Origin of the sequence: Acidovorax sp. JHL-3 (assembly GCF_000526295.1) — a bacterium.
Classification (GTDB): domain Bacteria; phylum Pseudomonadota; class Gammaproteobacteria; order Burkholderiales; family Burkholderiaceae_C; genus Acidovorax; species Acidovorax defluvii.
In genome coordinates, this window is record NZ_JAFU01000001.1 from 867,441 (window position 1) to 886,017 (window position 18,577).

General features: G+C 63.9%; 20 protein-coding genes. 8 read left to right on the plus strand and 12 right to left on the minus strand.

Annotated elements, in window-relative coordinates:
* Positions 1 to 101 precede the first annotated feature (101 nt).
* The 4 genes from K226_RS0103935 to minE all read left to right on the plus strand — a co-directional run bounded on the left by K226_RS0103935 (position 102) and on the right by minE (position 2,986).
* Complete coding sequence (locus K226_RS0103935) at positions 102 to 971, plus strand: ion transporter (protein ID WP_035240869.1); 870 nt, start codon at positions 102 to 104, stop codon at positions 969 to 971.
* Between the two features lie 124 nt (positions 972 to 1,095).
* Positions 1,096 to 1,857, plus strand: coding sequence for a septum site-determining protein MinC (gene minC, locus K226_RS18645; RefSeq protein WP_035240871.1), 762 nt, complete (start codon positions 1,096 to 1,098; stop codon positions 1,855 to 1,857).
* A gap of 43 nt (positions 1,858 to 1,900) precedes the next feature.
* Complete coding sequence (minD, locus tag K226_RS0103945; RefSeq protein ID WP_024813569.1) at positions 1,901 to 2,716, plus strand: septum site-determining protein MinD; 816 nt, start codon at positions 1,901 to 1,903, stop codon at positions 2,714 to 2,716.
* A gap of 3 nt (positions 2,717 to 2,719) precedes the next feature.
* Entirely contained in the window at positions 2,720 to 2,986 is a 267-nt protein-coding gene (gene minE, locus K226_RS0103950) for a cell division topological specificity factor MinE (RefSeq protein ID WP_024813570.1), read from the plus strand.
* A gap of 73 nt (positions 2,987 to 3,059) precedes the next feature.
* Here minE and K226_RS0103955 read toward each other — a convergent pair whose 3' ends face one another.
* From K226_RS0103955 to K226_RS0103965, 3 genes are all read right to left on the minus strand, one after another.
* Positions 3,060 to 3,647, minus strand: a complete 588-nt coding sequence (locus K226_RS0103955) for an MOSC domain-containing protein (RefSeq protein ID WP_024813571.1) — start codon at positions 3,645 to 3,647, stop codon at positions 3,060 to 3,062.
* Between the two features lie 11 nt (positions 3,648 to 3,658).
* The gene (locus K226_RS0103960) at positions 3,659 to 4,180 is read right to left on the minus strand and encodes a flavin reductase family protein (protein ID WP_024813572.1); all 522 of its coding nucleotides are present in this window, start codon (positions 4,178 to 4,180) and stop codon (positions 3,659 to 3,661) included.
* 89 nt (positions 4,181 to 4,269) lie between these two features.
* The gene (locus tag K226_RS0103965; protein ID WP_024813573.1) at positions 4,270 to 5,607 is read right to left on the minus strand and encodes a D-amino acid dehydrogenase; all 1,338 of its coding nucleotides are present in this window, start codon (positions 5,605 to 5,607) and stop codon (positions 4,270 to 4,272) included.
* A gap of 391 nt (positions 5,608 to 5,998) precedes the next feature.
* Here K226_RS0103965 and K226_RS0103975 point away from each other — a divergent pair, with 391 nt between their 5' ends.
* Both K226_RS0103975 and K226_RS0103980 read left to right on the plus strand, forming a co-directional pair.
* Entirely contained in the window at positions 5,999 to 6,910 is a 912-nt protein-coding gene (locus tag K226_RS0103975; RefSeq protein WP_024813574.1) for a LysR family transcriptional regulator ArgP, read from the plus strand.
* Between the two features lie 157 nt (positions 6,911 to 7,067).
* The gene (locus K226_RS0103980; protein ID WP_024813575.1) at positions 7,068 to 7,682 is read left to right on the plus strand and encodes a TetR/AcrR family transcriptional regulator; all 615 of its coding nucleotides are present in this window, start codon (positions 7,068 to 7,070) and stop codon (positions 7,680 to 7,682) included.
* A gap of 134 nt (positions 7,683 to 7,816) precedes the next feature.
* Here K226_RS0103980 and K226_RS0103985 read toward each other — a convergent pair whose 3' ends face one another.
* The 5 genes from K226_RS0103985 to K226_RS0104005 all read right to left on the minus strand — a co-directional run bounded on the left by K226_RS0103985 (position 7,817) and on the right by K226_RS0104005 (position 11,795).
* Positions 7,817 to 8,755 (minus strand): fasciclin domain-containing protein, encoded by a 939-nt coding sequence (locus K226_RS0103985; protein ID WP_024813576.1) that lies wholly within the window; start codon positions 8,753 to 8,755, stop codon positions 7,817 to 7,819.
* A 51-nt stretch (positions 8,756 to 8,806) separates the two neighbouring features.
* The gene (locus K226_RS0103990; protein WP_024813577.1) at positions 8,807 to 9,262 is read right to left on the minus strand and encodes a fasciclin domain-containing protein; all 456 of its coding nucleotides are present in this window, start codon (positions 9,260 to 9,262) and stop codon (positions 8,807 to 8,809) included.
* 168 nt (positions 9,263 to 9,430) lie between these two features.
* On the minus strand, positions 9,431 to 9,853 hold the full coding sequence (locus tag K226_RS0103995) for a universal stress protein (RefSeq protein WP_024813578.1): 423 nt from the start codon (positions 9,851 to 9,853) through the stop codon (positions 9,431 to 9,433).
* Positions 9,854 to 9,961: 108 nt separating this feature from the next.
* Positions 9,962 to 10,807 (minus strand): metallophosphoesterase, encoded by an 846-nt coding sequence (locus tag K226_RS0104000; protein WP_024813579.1) that lies wholly within the window; start codon positions 10,805 to 10,807, stop codon positions 9,962 to 9,964.
* Positions 10,808 to 10,814: 7 nt separating this feature from the next.
* The gene (locus K226_RS0104005; RefSeq protein ID WP_024813580.1) at positions 10,815 to 11,795 is read right to left on the minus strand and encodes a LysR family transcriptional regulator; all 981 of its coding nucleotides are present in this window, start codon (positions 11,793 to 11,795) and stop codon (positions 10,815 to 10,817) included.
* Between the two features lie 129 nt (positions 11,796 to 11,924).
* Here K226_RS0104005 and K226_RS0104010 point away from each other — a divergent pair, with 129 nt between their 5' ends.
* A complete protein-coding gene (locus tag K226_RS0104010; protein WP_024813581.1) occupies positions 11,925 to 12,368 on the plus strand; it encodes a hypothetical protein in 444 nt (147 codons plus the stop codon).
* A 186-nt stretch (positions 12,369 to 12,554) separates the two neighbouring features.
* Here K226_RS0104010 and K226_RS0104015 read toward each other — a convergent pair whose 3' ends face one another.
* From K226_RS0104015 to K226_RS0104030, 4 genes are all read right to left on the minus strand, one after another.
* Positions 12,555 to 14,429 (minus strand): phosphoenolpyruvate carboxykinase (GTP), encoded by a 1,875-nt coding sequence (locus K226_RS0104015; protein ID WP_024813582.1) that lies wholly within the window; start codon positions 14,427 to 14,429, stop codon positions 12,555 to 12,557.
* Positions 14,430 to 14,727: 298 nt separating this feature from the next.
* Complete coding sequence (queC, locus tag K226_RS0104020) at positions 14,728 to 15,432, minus strand: 7-cyano-7-deazaguanine synthase QueC (RefSeq protein WP_024813583.1); 705 nt, start codon at positions 15,430 to 15,432, stop codon at positions 14,728 to 14,730.
* 74 nt (positions 15,433 to 15,506) lie between these two features.
* A complete protein-coding gene (locus tag K226_RS20040; RefSeq protein WP_201740922.1) occupies positions 15,507 to 15,653 on the minus strand; it encodes a hypothetical protein in 147 nt (48 codons plus the stop codon).
* A 72-nt stretch (positions 15,654 to 15,725) separates the two neighbouring features.
* Positions 15,726 to 16,925 carry a threonine ammonia-lyase gene (locus tag K226_RS0104030; protein WP_024813584.1) on the minus strand — a complete coding sequence of 400 codons (1,200 nt, stop codon included), beginning with the start codon at positions 16,923 to 16,925 and terminating at the stop codon, positions 15,726 to 15,728.
* A gap of 181 nt (positions 16,926 to 17,106) precedes the next feature.
* Between K226_RS0104030 and K226_RS19270 the strand changes: the two genes are divergently transcribed.
* Complete coding sequence (locus tag K226_RS19270) at positions 17,107 to 18,549, plus strand: diguanylate cyclase domain-containing protein (RefSeq protein WP_024813585.1); 1,443 nt, start codon at positions 17,107 to 17,109, stop codon at positions 18,547 to 18,549.
* The last annotated feature ends 28 nt before the right edge of the window (positions 18,550 to 18,577 follow it).

Below are 18,577 nucleotides of genomic sequence, written 5' to 3' on the forward strand. Positions count from 1 at the left end.
AGGGCCCTGTCCGGCAGCCGGGTGGTGGCCGGTGAATGGCAACGTACTACAGTGGCAACCGTCACACCCGTTCATTTCATCCATTGACGCACCGCCGCTCCATGCCCCTGGCTTCCCCCAACCCCGATCTCCCGCTGCAGGGCTGGCGTTTGCGCCTGTACACCACCATCTTCGAGGCCGACACACGCGCCGGTCGTCTGTTTGATGTGACGCTGATCGTCGCCATCTTGCTGAGCATCTCCGTGGTGGTGGCCGACAGCGTACCCGCGCTGCACGATCGCTGGCAGCGGCAGTTCACCTGGGCAGAGTGGGGCTTTACCGCGTTGTTCACGATTGAATACCTGGCCCGTCTGGCCTGCACGCGGCGACCCCTGCGTTATGCCACCAGTTTTTTTGGCGTGGTGGACATTCTGGCCCTGCTGCCAACCTACCTGGCCTTGCTGCTGCCGGGCGCGCACGCACTGATCGATGTGCGTGTGCTGCGCCTGCTGCGCATCTTTCGGGTGTTCAAGCTCACCTCGTTCCTGACCGAGTACCGGGGCCTGGGCCAGGCCCTGCAGGCCAGCGCCCGCAAGATCATCGTGTTCATCTCCGGTGTGCTGATGATCGTGCTGGTCATGGGCACGCTGATGTACGTGGTGGAAGGGCCGGAGAACGGTTTTTCGACCATTCCCACGTCGGTTTACTGGGCCATTACCACCATGACCACGGTGGGCTTTGGCGACATCACCCCCAAAACCGAGCTGGGGCGTTTTATCGCCTCGGTGATGATGCTGCTGGGCTGGGGCACGCTGGCTGTTCCCACCGGCATCGTCACCGCCGAGATGACCTCGCAGCGCCTGTCTGCAACGCCGGTGCCCACCACCCGCACCTGCCACGAATGCCTGACCGAAGGGCATCTGCCCGAGGCGCTGCACTGCATGCACTGCGGCGCCCGCCTGCCGCAATGGCAGCACGAGCCCCGTCGTTGAGGCGGCATGCACCGAGCGTTACGGTTATGCAGGGTGCTGCACAGTACACTTTGCCCTTTTGGCCCCATCCGCGGTGTGCCTGCCCGGTGCCCGGTGGCGCGCCCTTCATCCCTGCAATCCATTCATGGCCTTTGAAACGGCGGCGCAAGCCCGCACCAGCTTTGATCTCAAAAGCGCCTCTCTGCCCGTGGTGGCCGTGGTGCTCAAGACCACCGACGCCGCGCAGTTTGCCGCCGATCTGGCCGAGCGCGTGGCCGATGCCCCGGGCTTTTTCGATAACGACCCGGTGCTGATCGACCTGGCCATGGTGCGCGAAGCGCCAGAGCCCATCGACTTTGCCGCCATCACGGCGCAGTTGCGTCGCCACAGCACCTTGCCCGTGGCCGTTCGCGGCGGCAGTGCGGCCCAGATGAAGGCCGCGTGCGCCGTTGGCCTGGCCGCAGCGCCTGATGCCCCGCCCGTGCGCGCCGAAGCGCCCGCGCCCGAAATGCGCGAGGTCATCCGCGAGGTGGAAGTGGTGCACGAGGTCGTGCGCGAAGTGCCCATGCCCGGCCTCGGCACCGTGGTGGTCGACAAACCCCTGCGCTCAGGCCAGCAGGTGTATGCGCGGGGTGCCGATCTGGTGGTGATGGCCGTAGTCAGCTTTGGCGCCGAAGTCATTGCCGACGGCAATATCCACGTCTATGCCCCGCTGCGCGGCCGTGCCATTGCCGGGGCGCGCGGCAACACCGAGGCCCGCATTTTTTCGACCTGCCTGGAGCCGCAACTGGTTTCCATCGCGGGCATCTACCGCACCACCGAGACCGAATTGCCCGCCGACGTGCGTGGCAAGCCGGCCCAGGTGCGGCTCGATGGCGAGAAGCTCATCATCGAGCCGCTCGTCTGAGTCCCTATTTCATTCGTATCAACCCCACAGAGAATCAGCACACATGGCCAAAATCGTCGTCGTGACCTCCGGCAAGGGTGGCGTGGGCAAGACCACCACCAGTGCCAGCTTTGCCTCCGGCCTCGCCCTGCGCGGCCACAAGACTGCCGTGATCGACTTTGATGTCGGCCTGCGCAACCTCGACCTCATCATGGGCTGCGAGCGCCGCGTGGTGTATGACCTCATCAACGTGATCCAGGGCGAGGCCAACCTGAACCAGGCCCTCATCAAGGACAAACAGTGCGACAACCTGTTCGTGCTGGCCGCCAGCCAGACGCGCGACAAGGACGCGCTGACCCAGGAAGGCGTCGAGAAGATCCTGACCGATCTCGCCAGCATGGGCTTTGAATACATCATCTGCGACTCGCCTGCCGGCATCGAAAGCGGCGCGCTCATGGCCATGCACTTTGCCGACGAGGCGCTGCTGGTGACCAACCCCGAGGTGTCCAGCGTGCGCGACTCCGACCGCATCCTGGGCATGCTGGGCAGCAAGACCCGGCGCGCCATCGAGGGCGGCGAGCCCATCAAGGAGCATCTGCTCATCACGCGCTACAACCCCAGCCGCGTACAGGACGGCCAGATGCTGAGCCTGGAGGACATCCAGGACATCCTGCGCATCAAGCTGATCGGCGTGATTCCGGAGTCGGAAGTGGTGCTGCAGTCGTCCAACCAGGGTTCCCCCGCCATCCACGCCCAGGGCAGCGATGTGTCCGAGGCCTACAAGGACGTGATCGACCGCTTCCTGGGCGAGGACAAGCCCCTGCGCTTCATCGAAGCCGAGAAGCCCGGCTTCTTCAAACGCCTGTTCGGGAGCAAATAAGCCATGGCGTCATTCCTGTCTTTCCTGCTGGGCGAAAAGAAGAAGACCGCCAGCGTCGCCAAAGAGCGCCTGCAGATCATCCTGGCGCACGAACGCAACGGCCGCAACGCCGCCGAGCCCGACTACCTGCCCGCGCTGCAGCGCGAACTGGTGGCGGTGATTTCGAAATACGTGAAGATCAACCCCGACGACCTCAAGGTGCACCTGGAGCGCCAGGACAACCTGGAAGTGCTCGAAGTGAAAATCGAGCTGCCCGATACGGTGCGCTGATTTGGGATGAAACAGGGCTCTAGCGCCCTATCAAAAAGCGCTAGCAGCTATAAAAAACGAAGTAAAACGCGTCTCAGCGCGCGTGCTTCGCGAATTTCCCGGCAAATGCCTGCGCAATGCTCAGCCCACGCTGCCCAGGTTCGAGCGTGGCCTGCTGGCCCGCCGCGATGGTGCCAGTCTGCTCTACCGCCAGGTAGTAGCCGCAGCACCCGGCAATGGCCATGGCGCGGCCGGCTTGCGCGAACCCCATGACGGCATTGAATTTGTAGCAAGGCTCGCGCGGTGCCGCCACGCGCAGCACGCAATCGGGAAAGTGCAGCCGGTCGCCCACATACACCTCGTGTTCCAGCAGGCCGTCGACCGTGAGGTTTTCGCCCATGAAACCGGGTGGCAGCGGCTCGTCGAACAGGCTGATCCCGCGCTCGCGCCGTTGGGCTTGCCAGAAGGCGTAGTGCACCGCCGGGTAGGCATACACCGCCTTGTCCAGGCCGCCGTGCACGCTCAGGTCGGCCTGCTCGTCGCCCGCCAGGCCCAGCCGTCCCACGGCAACGGGGCCGGGCGTGCATGATTTGCCGATGGCGGTGAGGATCTTGCGCTCGCCGATGCGCACGGGCTGGGCCGTTCCTACATTCACGCTGAGCACTTGAAGTGTCTGGGCCATGGACTGTCCGCTCAGAGCGGGTGCTCGGTGTAGAACCGCCCGCCGTGGTACAGCAGGGGCGACATGCCGCCGTGGTGCTGGCAGCGCTCGACCTCGCCGACAAAAATCACATGGTCGCCTTCTTCGTAGCGGCTGCGGTTGAAGCACTCGAAGGTGGCCGCGGCACCCTCCAGCAACGGGGCGCCGCTGATGCCCGAGTGGTGTTCCACACCGGCGAAGCGGTCGACTCCGCGGGAGGCAAAGCGCTCGGCCAGGGCCTTCTGGTCGGCTGCCAGCACATTGATGGCGTAGTGGGAGCCGTTGGCAAAGGCCGGCATTGAAGCGGCCGCGCGCGACAGGCTCCACAGCACCAAGGGCGGATCCAGCGAAACCGAATTGAATGAATTGGCGGTGAGCCCGATCGGCTGACCCTGTGCATTGCGGGCCGTCACGATGGTCACCCCGGTGGCGAACATGCCCAGCGCATCGCGAAACTCCCTCGCAGAAAAACTGGGCGGGCGGGCAAGGGCGGGTCGGTGCAGGGAGCTGTTCACAAAAACGGGGCGCAGAGCCTTCTGGAGGGGGAGGGCTATTATGGTGCGGTGCCCGCAATCGCGCAGGCGTGGGGCGTTTTGACCGCCCCTCAGGCCGCGACCACAGGGCGTTGGTGCGGCCCCGGTTCAGCGCCCAGAAAGCCGAAGGCCATCGCAGGCTGCGCGCCACTGATCAGCTCGGCCAGGGCCTTGCCCGAGCCCGCGCCATGCGTCCAGCCCAGCGTGCCATGGCCGGCATTCACCCACAGCTTGCCCACGCGCGTGCGGCCGATGAACGGGATATTGGTGGGGGTGGCGGGGCGCAGGCCGGTCCAGTACTGCGGGTTGCCGCCCTGCTCGGGCGTGCGGGTGTCGCACACGCCGGGCAAGACTTCTTCGATGCGGCGTGACAGCAAGTGGCAGCGCGCCTTGGCCACGGGGTTGTCCAGGGACAGGTCAAAACCGCCCAGTTCGATGGTGCCTGCCACGCGCAGCACATCGCCCAGGCGGCTCATGGCGAGCTTTTTGCCATCGTCGATGGCAGAGACCAGGGGCGCCGCTTCGGGCCGCAGCAGCGGGAACGTGGCGCTGTAGCCTTTGCCGGGATAAATGGGCAGGTCCACACCCACGCTGCGCAGCAGCGGCGCGCTGTAGGAGCCGCAGGCCACCACGATGGCATCGCCCTTCAATATTGAGTGTTTTTGGCCTGTAGCCCCCGACTGTATTGCGCTAACAGCTACTGAATCGATAGTGTTTCCGGTTTTGTTGAGGCGCAGCACGTCATGGCCATACAGAAACTGCGCGCCGCGCTCGGCGCAGTGGCGGGCCAGTTGCTGGGTGAACAGGCGCGCGTCGCCGCTTTCGTCGGTGCTGGTGTAGGTGCCGCCGGTGATGCGCTCGCCATAGGCGCTGAAGGCTGGCTCGATCTGCAGCAGCTCTGCGCGGCTGACCAGGCGGCGCTGCACGCCGAACTTGCGCATCACCTCGACTGCGTGGCCCGCCTCGTCCAGCGATTTCTGGTCGGAATAGAAGTGTGCGATGCCGCATTCGAGGCGGTGGTATTGGATGCCGGTGGCCCGCACCACGTCTTTCAGCGCCGCATGGCTGTAGGCGCCCAGGGCCACGATCTGCTGCACATTGCGCTCAAAGGCCGTGTCGTTGCATTGCGCCAGAAACTTCAGGCACCAGCGCCATTGCTCCCAGTCCAGCTGAGGGCGCAACAGCAGCGGCGCCTCCTTGTTGAACATCCACTTGAGCGCTTTCCATGGCGCTGCGCGGTTGGCCCAGGGCTCGCAGTAGCTGACGGAGATTTGCGCTGCATTGGCGAAACTGGTTTCCAGCGCGGCGTCGGGCTGGCGGTCGACCACGACCACTTCGTGTCCGCGCTCCAGCAGATGCCAGGCGGTGCTGATGCCGATGATGCCGGCGCCGAGAACAATCGTTTTCATAGAGAGAGCGTGTTGTGCACTTTGATGTGCCCGCGAAAGCCGGGGAAAGGCCCGGCAACCAGGCGCAGGACGCGCCGCAGTATGGATACTGCAAGCGGCCTGTAACAACGTGGCCGGGCCTTTCCCCGGCTTTCCCTCCGGGTTGGCCCCGGAGGCAGGCGTTCGCCGCGTTGCAGCGCTTGCCAAGGCACGGGCCTTGGCGGCGGCACTGCGCCTTGCGATCACCAGCCTCCAGGGCCAACGCGGGTACGTCAAAGTGCACAACACGCTCTCATGCAGTGTCCGTGACATTGCCGGCAACTAAAAGCAAAATTAAACTTACTCCAAAAACATCAGCGCACCTAATAAAGCGCGCTGCACGACTTCCCCTTTTTGCGCGAGTTGAAAGACCATGAGCACCTTTGATCCTGCCGCCCTGGAATGCCTTGCCGCCATCGTGGAAGAGGGCGGTTTCGAGCGCGCCGCCCAGCGCCTGAATGTCACGCAATCGGCAGTGTCGCAGCGCCTGCGGGCGCTGGAGGCGCAGGTGGGCTCGGTGCTTATCGTGCGCAGCCGGCCGCTGCGGCCGACCTCGGCGGGGCAGTTGCTGCTCAAGCACACCAAGCAAATGCGCCTGCTGCGCGCCGACCTGGAGCGTGACCTGCAGGAGCTGGCCCCCAGCGCGCCGGGGGGCACGCGCGAGGATGAGCGCATCTCGATCGCCATCAATGCCGACAGCATCGCCACCTGGGCCATGGGTGCCCTGCACGATCTGGTGCGACAGCGTTTGCCGCTGGAAATCATCGTGGACGACCAGGATTTCACCCAGGAATGGCTGCGCTCGGGGCAGGTGCTGGGCTGCGTCACCACGCTCAAGCAGGCGCTGCGCGGCTGCAAGATGGTGCCGCTGGGGGCAATGCCCTATGTGGCGGTGGCCTCGGCTGCATTTGCGCAGCAGTATTTGCCGCAAGGGCTGACGCCGCACAACTTTCGTGAGGTGTCGTTTTTGTCGTTCAACCGCAAGGATGACATGGCCTCCGAGTTTGTGGCGCGCGCGTTCGGCCTCAAGCGGGTGGCGCTCAACCACCTTTTCGTGCCCAGCGCAGAGGGCCAGATGCGGGCCGTGGCTGCGGGCTGGGCGGTGGGGGTGGTGCCCGAGCTGCTGGCACGGGGCGCCCTGGCCGACGGCTCCATGGTGGGCCTGGCCCCCGGCCGCGCCCTGTCCATCGAGCTGTATTGGCATTGCTGGAACCTGGAATCGGAGCTGCTCGACGCCCTGACAGCGGCCCTGACCGGCGCCGCCGCCCAGGCGCTTGTTGCCTGAGATCGTGAACACGTTTTCAGGCACCGGGTCCGCGCAGGGCGTTGGTGCACAGCGTTCGCAGGGCCCCAAGCCGTTCAGGATGCGATTGAAAAGTGAACGACGTGGTTGTAGTGCAACTGTTAAGTTGTTTTGGAACCAATGCGTATAAAATGCGGGCATGCAAACGCTGAAACCCAAGGTCTCCTTCAAGGAACAAATGCACCTGGCGCGTGAAGACGCCATCCTGCAGTCCACTTGCCGCCTGCTGGGCGAAAAGTCTTTCGATGCGATGACGATGGACGATGTCGCCAACGCGGTGGGCATCGCCAAGGCCAGCCTTTACAAGCATTTCGCCAGCAAGGAAGACCTGTGCTGCGCCGCCATGATCCAGATTCTTGGGCGTGTGCGTGCCTACCTCGACACCTTGCCCACAGACATGCCGCCCCAGGACAAGCTGCGAGACTTGGTGCGCTGGTCGCTGGAGCGGCTGATCACCAACGAAATGCCGCTGCTGCCCAGCCGCAACTCCAGCCTGCGGGCGGTGCTCATGGCCAACAAGCACTACCTGGACGGGCTGGTGACCGTGAGTGACCAGATCGGGCAATGGATAACCGAAGCGCAGGCGCAAGGCTTTATCAACCCGGCGCTGCCGCCGCTGGTGGTGCTGTACACCCTGTTTGCCCGCGCGTGCGATCCGGTGGTGGGGTTCCTCAAGGAGGGCGGCCAGTATTCGGACGCAGAAGTCGTCGACCTGGTGGTGCGCACCTGCTTTGAAGGGCTGGCCGCGCGCTAACGGCATGCAAAAGTCGCGCTGACGGCGTACGCACACAACCCGCACCCCGCATCCCGTAATTGCGCGGTTTCCACCCAAAAAAAAAGAGCCCGGCATGCCGGGCTCTTTTGCGATGGGGGTCAGAGTCACCCGACTCACTTGGGCAGGATCACCTTGTCCACCACGTGAATTACGCCATTGCTGGTAAATACGTCGGTGGCCACGATGCTGCTGGTGCGCATGTTCTGGTCGGTGATGACCAGGCTGGAGTTCACGGTGAAACTCTGGCCCTGCACGGTGGTGATGGCGGTGTTGACGGGCACCTCGGCCTTGAGCACGCGCGCCGGAACCACGTGGTAGGTCAGCACCTTGGTCAGCAGAGCCGTATTGGCCAGCAAATCGGCCTTGCTGACGCCCAGCTCGGTCAGCAGTGCGGCAAATGCTGCGTTGGTGGGCGCAAACACGGTAAACGGGCCCGTGCCCTGCAAGGTGCTCGCCAGGCCTGCGGCTACCACGGCCTCGACCAGGATGCTGAAGTCGGGCAGCGCCGAAGCGGTGGCCACAATGTTCTTGTCGGCTGGCAGCAGCACGCGGTCCACCAGGTGCACCACACCGTTGCTGGCCTGGATGTCGGTGGCGGTGATGGTGCTTACGCGGTTGCGGCCATCGGTAATCTTGAGGCCGTTATTGGATTCGATCTTGAAGAAGCCACCCGATACCGGGGTGATTGCCTTGCCCAGTGGCACGTCGGCCCGCGCCACGGTGCTGCCGAGCACGTGGTAGGTCAGCACCGCCGTCAGCAGTGGCTTGTTGGCCAGCAAGGCCTCCTTACTCACGCCGAGTTCGGTCAGCAGCGCAGCGAAGGCCGCGTTGGTGGGCGCAAACACCGTGAGCGTGCTGGTGCTCAGGGTGGCGGCCAGATCGGCGGCCACCACGGCTTCCACCAGGATGCTCAGTTCGGGGGTGTTTTTCGCCAGCTCAACGATGTTGCGCTGGGGTTCGTCATCGCCGCCCCCGCAGGCTTGCAACAAGGTGGTGCCAGCGCCCAGGGCGGCGGCCAATATAACGGTACGGCGGTTGAATGCGGTTTTCATGGTGGCTTCTCCTCGCGAATGGTCGGTCGGTGAAAAGAACGGGGCCAGCGCTTACTTGGGCATCAGCACGGTGTCGATGGCGTGGATCACGCCATTGCTGGCGGCCACGTCGGTGGCGATGACCTTGGACTGGTCCACCATCACGCCCATGTTGGTGGTCACCGTGAGGTCCTGGCCCTGAACGGTCTTGACCTTGCCGGCCTTCACATCCTTGGCCATGACCTTGCCGGACACCACGTGATAGGTCAGCACTTTGGACAGTGCCGCCTTGTCGGCCAGCAGGCCATCGAGGGTGGCCTTGGGAATCTTGGCAAACGCTTCGTCGGTGGGCGCAAATACCGTGAACGGGCCGGGGCCCTTCAAGGTATCCACCAGACCAGCGGCCTGCACCGCAGCCACCAGGGTCTTGAAGTTGCCCGCCTTCACGGCGGTGTCAACGATGTCTTGTGCCATGGCGGTGAACGTGGCGCCTGCAGTCAAGGCGATAGCAATCAGGGTCTTTTTCATGGTTCGTTCCTCTCGGATGGGTGGAGATGACACGCCAGGATGGGCGTGGCGCGAATGTATAACCAATTGGTTTCAATGTAAACCATATGGTTATTCAATAACCGAACGGTAATTTCGGGGCGAAAAAAAGCCCTGTCAGGACAGGGCTTGGTTGGTGGCGCAACCGCCTTAGCGCACGATCAGCAGGGGCACCTTGCAGTGGGCCAGCACCTGGGTGGTGACCGAGCCCATCACCAGCGTGGCGATGGCACCATGGCCATGCGAGCCCATCACCAGCAGGTCGAACTTGCCTGTGTCGGCAACCTTTGCAATGGTTTCACCCACCGGGCCGACCTTGACGCTGCGCTTGGGCTGCACGCCGTGCCGCGCCAAAAACTTGCACACCGGAGCGAGAATTTTCTCGGCTTCCTCGGCGTGGTAGGTGTCCACCATTTCCTTGCCCAGCGCGGCGCGGGCGCGGGTGGGCAGGGGCATCTGCACGGTCAGCACGGTGTATTCGTGGGTGCCGCCCAGCAACTCTTCATGGGTTGCAAGATAGGCCAGCATTTTCTTGGTGTACGCGCTGCCATCGACAGCAAGCAGGATGTTCATGGTGTGTTCTCCAGAATGAATGGATCAGGCTAATCTGCGCCCGCGGTTGTTGTTTTCACCTGTGCCAGGTTTTCTCGTGCGCTCGGAAAGGGTGTCAGCCTGCGCCCATCATACGGAAATGCAGCACTGCGCCTGGAACAAATCCTGTTCTCCCTTGCGTGCATATCCCAGTGGATTGGCCACTACGCGGCACTGCCAGGGCGCACCATGCTCGTCGGTGCCGCCCACCGTGTAGTCGCTGGGTGCGTGCAGGTGCCCGTGCAGCCACAGTTGCGCCAGGGGCAACAACTCGTCCAGGGCATTGCAAAAGCCGGCCGTGCCGGGCACCAGCCCATAGCGTGGATCGGCACTGCGCAAGCTGGGTGCAAAGTGGGTCACTGCCACCGTGGGCCCGGGGTGCGGACGGGCCAGTGCGTCACGCAACCATTGCTGGCACAGCAGCGCCTGCGTGCGCACCTGCTCTGCCAGAAAGGGCTCGCCATCGCGTGTTGCGCCGGTTTTGCGCAGGTAAAAGTTGGCGGCGCGAAACGCCTTGTCGCGCAGCTTCAGGCTACGCGTGAGATCGGTGCTGTTTTCGTGGTCTGCCAGGGCATCGAAGTCGCTCCAGAGCGTGGTGCCAACAAAACGCACGCCGTCCAGCACCAGCGTTTCGCGCTCCAGCCACGCAATGCCGAGCTGGTCGCAGACCGTGCGCAACCGGTGATGTGCGGCGTCGAAATCCTGTGCGTCGTATTCATGGTTCCCGGGCACCAACAGCACCGGCACAGGCCAGCCAGCAAATTGCGGCAAGGGGGAAAAGCGCTCCAGGCCGAATGACGTGTCGGCGAGCAGCCCGCCCTCCTGGTAAGAGCCGATGTCGCCCGCCAGCACCAGCACATCGGCCGCGGGGGCGGGCTCGGGCGTGAACTGGGGATGCGCCTCCAGGTGCAGGTCGGACAGCAGCTGTATCTTCATGGCGGGGTCAGTCTACGGCGGCGGGGCCCGCCTGTTGGGGAAAGGTGCGCCGTGCAGCGCGTGCCAGCGCCAGCAGCAACCAGTTGATGGCCGCCTGCTGGGGGCCGCGCCGACGCCACAGGGCATCCACATGCACCGCCGGCACATCCAGGGGCAAGGGGCGCAGCACCAGGGCGTCGGCGATGCCGGTAACGGGCACGAAGTGCCGCGGCAGCACGGTGAGCAAGTCAGAGCTGGCCACCACCCGCCCCGCAGTGAAAAACTGGTTGACGGTGAGCACCACACGCCGCACGCGCCCCAGCGATGCAAGGGCCTCGTCGATGAAGCCAAACGGGCGCCCGGAAAAGCTCACCAGCATGTGGCGGGACGCGCAAAACTGGTCCAGCGTCAGCGGCGAGTTGGCCAGCGGATGGCCCTGGCGCATCACGCACACATATTCGCCGTCGTAGATGCGCCTGCTGTCAAAGGCGATCACGCTCCCCGACTGGGCCCGCGCCGTCAGGTCGGCCAGCACGGCAGGAAAGTAGCCCACGGCCATGTCGGCGGATTCTTCCTCAAGCAGACGGCGGGGATCGCGGGTGGTGAGTGGAACCACCCGCACGGAAATGCCGGGGGCCTCGCGCTCCATCATCTCCACCAGCCCGGGCACCAGCGTGGCCGCGGTGGCGTCAGACATGGCCAGCACAAAAGTGGATGTGGCAGTGGTGGGCTCAAACAGGCCGGGCGCCAGCGACTCCTGCAATTGCGCCAAGGCTTCGCGTACCGGGGGCCACAGTGCCAAGGCCCGTTGGGTGGGCTCCACGCCGTGACCGCTGCGCACCACCAGGTCGTCACCCAGCACTTCGCGCAGTCGCCGCAGCGCGTTGCTCACTGCTGGCTGCGTGAGCGACAGCTTGTGCGCAGCCCGCGTCAGGCTGCGCTCTGCCATCACCTCGTCAAAGACGCGCAACAGGTTCAGGTCAAGGGAGCGGAAATTAACAGGGACCATGCAGTCAAAGTATCACTCACATGAATGATCTCAATTCACAATATAAACTTGAATGTATTCAGGGTAAACCCTAATATCACCCCATCGCCCGGCAATCTCGCCAAAAGCGTTTGGAAAGGGACCTCAAATATGACCAGTTTTGCACACGTGGATTACCCCACACAGCACCCCGGCGTGGTCCGGGCCGAAAACGCCATCGCGGCACTGAAGAATTTTGCCGCAGGCTTTGACGGCGCACGCGGTGCAGCCTCGCTGATGCTGGCGGCGGTGGTTGCCGCGTTGGTGGTGGTTGCCAACCAGGTGATCGACACTTGGGGCGATGGCCACTTGATGGCCGCCTGGATGTTGTTGTGGGCGGTGGCGTTTATGGCCATTGCGCTGTTTGCAACGCCCGCTCGCCGCGCATCTGTGGTGCTACGCAACGGCTACAAGGCTTGGGTGGAAAGCCGTCGCCAGGCTGCCGAAGACCAGCGCACCTGGAATGCCGCCCTGCAGGACGCCCGCATGATGGCTGATCTGAGCCGCGCAATGACTTCCTCTGCCACGCAGGATATCGGCAACAAATACTACTGAGCACTGTACAGACCGTGTGCCGGGCGTCGCCTGGCAGCACAGCAACGAAAGCCGTGGTCACAGCCCACGGCTTTTTTTCGTCCACGCCAGCAAGAGTGCAGGCGCCATGAAAAAAGCCGCCTCGCTCCACTGAGGGGCGGGCGGCTTGGCGCAGTGCACGAACCCTGTGAGGGTTCGTGCACTCGATCACACGGCAGCCAGGCGCTTTTCGATGGCAGCCCGTGTTTCCAGCAGCTCCTTGGGCAGGTGGTAGGCCAGTTGCTCAAAGTGCGCATCGTGCAATTTGAGTTCTTCCACCCAGGCAGCCTTGTCGATGTGGGTCACGGTCTGGAACTGCTGGGTGTTGAAGTCCAGGCCCGTCCAGTTGATTTCTGCATACTGCGGAGCAATGCCGAACATCGTGTCCTGGCCTTTCGCCCGGCCTTCGATGCGGTCGATCATCCACTTGAGAACGCGCATGTTCTCGCCGTAGCCGGGCCACACGAACTTGCCTGCCTCGTCTTTGCGGAACCAGTTCACGCAGAAGATCTTGGGCAGGGAGTGGCCGGATTCCTCCAGCTTGTGCTCCATGTCCAGCCAGTGCTGGAAGTAGTCGCTCATGTTGTAGCCGCAGAACGGCAGCATGGCGAACGGGTCGCGGCGCACCACGCCCTGCGCACCAAAGGCGGCGGCGGTGGTCTCGGAGCCCATGGTCGCGGCCATGTACACGCCTTCCATCCAGGTGCGGGCTTCGGTGACCAGTGGCACGGTGGTCGAGCGGCGACCGCCGAAGATGAAGGCATCGATGGCCACGCCATTGGCATCATCCCACTGGGGGTCGAGCGCCGGGTTGTTGGTGGCGGCCACGGTGAAGCGCGAATTGGGGTGCGCGGCCTTGGCGCCGGTCTCCTTGGCAATGGCGGGCGTCCAGTCTTTGCCCTGCCAGTCGATCAGGTGGGCGGGAATGCCGCCGCCGTCTTTTTCCATGCCTTCCCACCACACGTCGCCGTCGTCGGTGAGTGCCACGTTGGTGAAAATCACGTCCTGGTTCAGCGACAACATGCAGTTGGGGTTGGTGTGCATGTTGGTGCCGGGGGCCACGCCAAAGTAGCCCGCTTCGGGGTTGATGGCGTACATCTTGCCGTCGGCATGGGGCTTGATCCAGGCGATGTCGTCACCGATGGTGGTGACCTTCCAGCCCGCAAAACCGGCCTCGGGCGGCACCAGCATGGAGAAGTTGGTCTTGCCGCAGGCGCTGGGGAAGGCAGCAGCCACGTGGTACTTCTTGCCCTCGGGGTTGGTCACGCCCAGGATGAGCATGTGCTCGGCCAGCCAGCCTTGGTCGCGGCCCATGGTGGAGGCAATGCGCAGTGCCAGGCACTTTTTGCCCAGCAGGGCGTTGCCGCCGTAGCCCGAGCCGTAGGACCAGATTTCGCGCGTTTCGGGGTAGTGCACGATGTACTTGACCTTGGGGTTGCAAGGCCAGCTGGTGGTGTCTTTTTCGCCGGCTGCCAGCGGTGCGCCCACGGTGTGCATGCAGGGCACAAACTCGCCGTCCACACCCAGCACGTCGTACACGGCCTTGCCCATGCGGGTCATCAGCTTCTGGTTCACGGCCACGTAGGCGCTGTCAGTCAGCTCCACGCCGATGTGGGCAATGTGGCTGCCCAGCGGTCCCATGCTGAAAGGCACCACATACATGGTGCGACCCTTCATGCAGCCGTCAAACAGGGGCTGCAGCGTAGCGCGCATTTCAGCGGGGGCCATCCAGTTGTTGGTCGGGCCGGCGTCTTCCTTTTTGGCCGAGCAGATGTAGGTGCGGTCTTCCACGCGGGCCACGTCCGACGGATCGGAGCAGGCCAGAAAGCTGCCGGGGCGCTTGGCGGGGTTGAGCTTCTTGAACGTGCCTGCATCCACCAACTGCTGGCACAGGCGGTCGTATTCATCTTGCGAGCCATCGCACCAGTAGATGCTGTCAGGCTTGCACAGGGCGGCCATGTCGGACACCCAGGCGAGCAGGCGGGCGTTCTTAACGTAAGCGGGGGCTTGGAGATTCAGGCCCTGCATCGTGGGTGAGTTCATTGGGGAGCTTCCTAAGTTGAAAAACAGTTTTTTCAAAGGAAGCCAACCTGCAGGGTTGCGACAGGGCCGGGCGCAAATGTGGGTGCTGAGCGCTGCCTTTGAAAAAACGGCTTACGTGCTCAGTCGGCGGGCGGTTGCAAGGCATAGCCCCACGGGTGGAGGCTATTCCACGGATTCCGCGGGTCGGCTGGGATGTCGATTTTATGAATCTGACGCCCGTTTGTCTGTCAGTCAGGGGTTAAAATCATGCAAAAAACGCATGAGGTTATGCTTCTTTGGTGGCTTGGCTGGGCCAAATTCAGGACTGCGATGCTTGCCAGCGCTCAAAACCTGCCTTGCGCAGGGCGCAGGCCGGGCAGGTCCCGCAGCCATAGCCCCACGCGTGGCGCGTATCGCGCGCACCGTGGTAACAGGTGTGGGAATGCTCCAGAACAATGTCCACCAGCGCCTGGCCACCCAGGGTGCGCGCCAATTGCCAGGTGTCGGCCTTGTCCAGCCACATCAGCGGCGTCTCGAAGGTGAAGCGCTGGCCCATGCCCAGTGACACTGCCACCTGCAGCGCCTTCAGGGTGTCGTCGCGGCAATCGGGGTAACCCGAAAAATCGGTTTCGCACATGCCGCCCACCAGCGTGTGCAATCCACGCCGGTAGCCCACTGCCGCTGCCAGCTGAAAAAACAGCAGGTTGCGTCCGGGCACAAAGGTGTTGGGCAGGCCGGCAGCGTCCATCACGATTTGCGTGTCGCGCGTGAGCGCCGTGTCACTGATCTGCCCCAGCACGGCCAGGTCAATCATGTGGTCCTCGCCCAGGCGCTCTTGCCAGTGCGGAAAACCTGCGCGCAGGGCGGCCAGCACTTCCTGTCGCGCCTGCAGCTCCACCATGTGGCGCTGGCCATAGTCGAAGCCGATGGTTTCGACGTGGGCAAAATGCTGCAAAGCCCAAGCCAGACAGGTGGTGGAGTCTTGGCCACCGGAGAAAAGTACGAGGGCGTGTCCGGATCGCATGGGCGGCTTCTTTCGAAAATGGGGCGTAAAAAAACCCCGCGCTGCGGGGTTGATGGGCGATGGCGGCGTGCGCCTCAGGCCATGTTCACGGCAATGAAGGCCAGCAGGAAAATCATGATGGCACCCACGACAGGCAGCACCACGGGAATCAGCGGGACAACGTTTTCCACGGCGTCGGCGGTGTGCGCTGCAGGCGTGTGCGAGGTGTTGTGGTCAGACATGGCAATGACTCCAATGGCGAAGAATTGGCGCAATTCTAGCTGTAGCGGCACAGATGCGTGTCACCAGGGCCATCACATCAGCGCTGCTTGCATCCCTGCGCAGCGCAAGGCCTCCAGCACCTGGGCCACATGGTGCTGCCCGCGGGTCTGCAGCACCAGCGCAATTTCTACATTTTGCGCAGCCAGCAGGGTGAAGGCGCGCTGGTGGTGCACCTCTTCGATGTTGGCGCCTGCGTCTGCCACGGTGGCCGTGATGCGCGCCAGCACGCCCGGAACGTCGCGCGCACTCACGCGGATGCGCGCCAGCCGCCCCGAGCGCACCATGCCGCGCTCGATGATGGCCGCCAGCAGCAGCGGGTCGATGTTGCCGCCGCACAGCACCAGCCCCACCCGCTTGCCCTGAAAGCGCCCGGGGTAGCGCAAAAGCGCCGCAAGCCCCGCAGCGCCCGCGCCCTCCACCAGCGTTTTCTCGATCTCCAGCAGCATCAGCACCGCCTGCTCGATGTCGCCCTCGTCCACCAGCACCAGATCGTCCACCAGCCGCTTCACCACCTCTTGTGTGATCTTGCCCGGCGAACCCACGGCAATGCCCTCGGCAATGGTCGACGTGCCCTGCGGGTGGTGCGTGCCCTGTACGGCATTCACCATGGCCGGGAAGCGCGAAGTCTGCACGCCAATGACCTCGATGTCGGGCCGCAGCGCCTTGGCCGCAGTGGCCACGCCCGCAATCAGCCCACCGCCGCCCACCGCAATCACCAGCGTGTCCAGGTCGGGCACGGCGCGTAGCATCTCCAGCCCCAGCGTGCCCTGGCCGGCGGCCACCGCTTCATCATCGTAGGGATGGACGAACACCAGCCCTTCGGAATCGGCAAGACGGTAGGCGTGCGCGCGCGCCTCCTCCAGCGTATCGCCATGCAACACCACCTCGGCGCCAAAGCCGCGCGTGCGCTCCACCTTCACGCCCGGCGTAAAGCGCGGCATCACGATCACCGCCCGCAGCCCCAGCCGCTGTGCGTGGTAGGCCACGCCCTGCGCATGGTTGCCGGCGCTCATGGCCACCACGCCCCGGGCGCATTCGGCTGGCGTCAGCAGCGTGAGCTTGTTGCAGGCCCCGCGCTCCTTGAAAGAAGCGGTGAACTGCAGGTTTTCGAACTTGAGGAACACCTGAGCGCCCACGATTTGCGAGAGCGTTTTGGATTCCACGCAAGGAGTGTCCAGCACCTGGCCTTGCAGGCGGGATGCGGCAGCCTGAATGTCTTGAAGGGTGATCATGCCCGGCATTGTGGCAACAAAGCACGCGCGGTGAGACACCCCTTGTCCTGGCCGGCCCAGCTGGATTCATTCACCGACTGGAATTGAGGGCGGTGTAAAGTAACAACACGTATCTTGACGCGAGCGTTGCAGCGGCAATGGGTTTGGCCAGGATATCTCGCACACCAGGATCTTCCACGCCATGCACCCAGATCGACAGCGCAAAATTCGTGAGCTGTTCAACGAATACATCGAGATGTACGCCGCTCGGGATGAGCGCCTGACCGAGCGTTTCAGCCAGAACTTCACCGGCTACCCTGGCAGCGGGAGCCAGCTGATCCACGACCGCGAGGAATGGATCCGCATCACCCGGCAAGACTTTGCCCAGGTGCCCGGCCGCATCCGCATCGAGATGCTCGACATCGCGCTGCAGGACCTGGCCGACAGCGTGGTGGTCGCCACCGCCTTCTTTCACATCCACCTGCCCAGCGGCGGCGATTATTTTTCGACCAAGGTGGTGCGGCTCACGCTGGTCTTTCGCCGCGAGGGCGACGACTGGATGATCGTGCACTGCAGCTATTCCGTTCCCTACCACAGCACGCAGGACGGCGAGGTCTTCCCGCTCCACAGCCTGCAGGAGCAAAACAGCGCCCTGCAGGCCCTGGTGGCCGAACGCACCCAGGCGCTGCACGACAGCCAGGCCCTGTACCGCCTGCTCACCGAAGATGCGCAGGATGTGCTGTGGCGCACCGACGCCCGGCTCATCGTCACCTACATCAGCCCGGCGGACGAACGCCTGCGCGGCTTTCGGGCCGACGAGGTGGTGGGGCGCCATGTGTTTGAGATGTTCACCGAAGAAGGCGTCGCCGTGGTGAAAGCCATGATCCAGCGCCGCGCACAGGAAGAGGCATCCGGCACGCCTGTCGGGTTTCTGAACTTTCAGGTGCAGCACCGCTGCAAGGATGGCCGCCTGATCTGGGGCGAGGTCATGTCCAAGACCGATCGCAATGCTCAGGGCGAAATCATCGGCTACCACGGCATCACGCGCGAGATCACCGAGCGCAAGCGCCTGGAAGAGCAGGTGCGTCAGCTCGCCTTCCACGACCCGCTCACCCACCTGGCCAACCGCCGCCTGATGCTGGAGCACCTGGACCAGGCCATGTCGGCCAGCAAGCGCAGCCACCACCATGGGGCGCTGCTGTTTCTCGACCTCGACAACTTCAAGTCCCTCAACGACACCCACGGCCACAGCGTGGGCGACCTGCTGCTGATCGAAGTGGCCGAGCGTCTGAAGGCGTGCGTGCGTGAAGCCGACACCGTGGCGCGCTTTGGCGGTGACGAATTCGTGGTGCTGCTGTGCGAACTGGACACGCAACCGGCCGAAGCCAGCGAACAAGCCATCGCTGTCGCCGAAAAAATCCGCATCCGCCTGTCCGATCTTTATGTGCTGCAAGCCGCGCCATCCGGCCCCGCGACCGGGACCATCGAGCACCAATGCACCGCCAGCATCGGCGTGGCGATTTTCCGGGGGCGCGACGAGAGCCAAAGCAGTGTGATCGACAGGGCCGATGCGGCGATGTACCAGGCCAAAGAGGACGGGCGCAACCGGATCCGGTTGGCCCCATGTCCCGTCGAGGCGGGCTGATCCGCACCCACAGGTCCCCTCGCCCCCG